Origin of the sequence: Pusillimonas sp. T2 (assembly GCF_002236805.1) — a bacterium.
Lineage (GTDB): Bacteria > Pseudomonadota > Gammaproteobacteria > Burkholderiales > Burkholderiaceae_B > Neopusillimonas.
In genome coordinates, this window is record NZ_NIQA01000031.1 from 1 (window position 1) to 2,071 (window position 2,071).

2 protein-coding genes are annotated in these 2,071 nt (G+C 59.1%); both read right to left on the reverse strand.

All coding sequences use genetic code 11. The features are described from left to right. Window positions 1–41: 41 nt before the first annotated feature. A complete protein-coding gene (locus PuT2_RS15595) occupies window positions 42–1,859 on the reverse strand; it encodes an IS66 family transposase (RefSeq protein WP_216820839.1) in 1,818 nt (605 codons plus the stop codon). Window positions 1,860–1,880: 21 nt separating this feature from the next. Beyond that, on the reverse strand, window positions 1,881–2,071 hold a 191-nt coding region (gene tnpB / locus PuT2_RS15600), incomplete at its 5' end, for an IS66 family insertion sequence element accessory protein TnpB (protein WP_143516246.1).

The window sequence follows — 2,071 nt, forward strand, 5'->3', positions numbered from 1 at the left end:
ACCAATACGCCAGACTTGACGTAATTGATCCATTTCCCCCATTATTCCAAGGCGGCCAGATTCATGGCTAAATCTTGGTCATGGGTATTCCACGGCAACAATGCTTCAATTTCATCGACGGTCGTCGCCAACGGCAGGCGTTCCACTACAAACCGCAGCCACGCGTAAGGCTCGCGGCCATTGGCTTTGGCCGTCTCCAGCAGCGAGTACAGTACCGCACTGGCATGAGCGCCCGCAGGTGTGTCAGAGAAGAGCCACGCTTTTCGACCCACCACGAAGGGCCTGATGGCCGATTCGGCGGGGTTGTTGTCGATGGGCAAGTCCCCCCGCTCGGTATACCGGACCAGCCGGGACCAGACCTTGTGCAAGTACCCCAGCGCTTCGCCCAGTTTGCTCTTCGGGGTGACCACGGGCAAGGTGTCATCGAGCCAGGTGCGCAGTTTTTGCAGCACCGGCAGGCTACGGGTTTGCCGGGCCTCGAAGCGTTCGGCATCAGAGGCGTCTTTGAGCTGGGCTTCTATGCGATACAGTTTACCGAACAGGTCCAGCGCATGATCGGCGCGGGCACTTTTGCCATTGGGGCTGGAACGTTTGGCTTGAACAAACTTTCTACGGGCATGAGCGGCACAGGCCAAGTGTTCGACACCCGCCCCACGCGCCACGGGCGCATAACCCTCGTACCCGTCCGTCATCAGGTAACCCTGCCAGCCTTCGAGCAGGCGCACCGGAATCTGCCCCGAACGGCTCGAATGGTAGTCAAACAGCACCACCGGTTTGCCCGGCGGCCCGCCGCGTTGCACCCACATATAACTGGTGCTCGTCGGACTTCGTCCGGGCTCTTTCAGTACCTGGACCGTAGTTTCGTCCATATAGATGACGGGGCTGTCGAGCAAGGCATCGCGAGCCAGGTTGTGCAGCGGCTGCAGGGCCTGGGCCAGTTTGATGATGCCTCGGGCCAGACTTTGGCGGGGTACGTCAACGCCGTGACGGGCCAGCACTTTTTCAAAGCGCGCCAGCGGCAAGCCGTCAACGTATTTCACCACGGCCAGCATCGCCAGGAAACCGGCGCTGAAGTTGCTGCGGGGCAGCACCTGAGCCGGGGCCGGCATTTGCACCGGCGCCTGATCGCCTTTAACGCAGGCATAACGCGGGCGCACGGTACGAATCACCCGGATCTGCATGGGCACGATATCGAGCTGTTCGCTGACGTCTTCGCCGATGCGCACCATGGGCGTGCCGCAATCACACACGCGCTGCTCTTCGGGCACGTCAATGACGTGTTCGATACGCGGCAATTCGGGGGGCAGCGCGCGACGGTGCCCCCGCTTGGGTTTCTTTTTATCGCCCGACGCTTTACCCGAATCTGTGTCGTCGCTGTCGTCGTCGTGCTCGTCAGGCGTTTGAGGCGCCTGATCGACCAGGGTTTCGGCTTCGTTGAACAGCTCGCCCTGATGCGATTCGCTACTGGGGCCGAAGCGCCGATGGCGGCTCAAGCGCCATTGCTCGAGAATGTACTGGATTTTTTCGGCAACGCCGGCGGCAATGCCCTCGTCGATCTTGGCTTGCATGTCTGCAGCCAGTTCGGCAGCGACACGGCGTTCAATCCGTTCGCGCTCAATGGCGATTTGGCGTTGGTAGTCAGCCTCAAGCGCCTGGCGATGGACTTCGAGTTGGGCGTGAAGTTGCGATTGAACCAACGCCTGAATGTCAGGCTCGAGATTGGCCCGTAACAGGGCCAGCATGCGTTCACGCTCAGCCTGCAACGCCGTTTCAAACGCCTCGACAGAGGTCGGCAAATCAACCGATTTGACGCGTGAAGAACGATTGGAATTGAGGGCGGCGGCATGCGTTTCAGACATGCCGTATTATACCTCATAAAGTCATATAACTGATTGATAATTCAATGTTTTATGCGGATAATTTGCCCATAAATCAAAGCCTTCCAACAACCACTCAAGCTCCCTGAGATCGATCGTCTGCGTCGCTGGACAATCGCCCGAAGGCCAGGCAAACCGGTCTTTCTCAAGGCGCTTTTGCCACAGACAGAACCCCCCCTCTGTCACACTAGTTG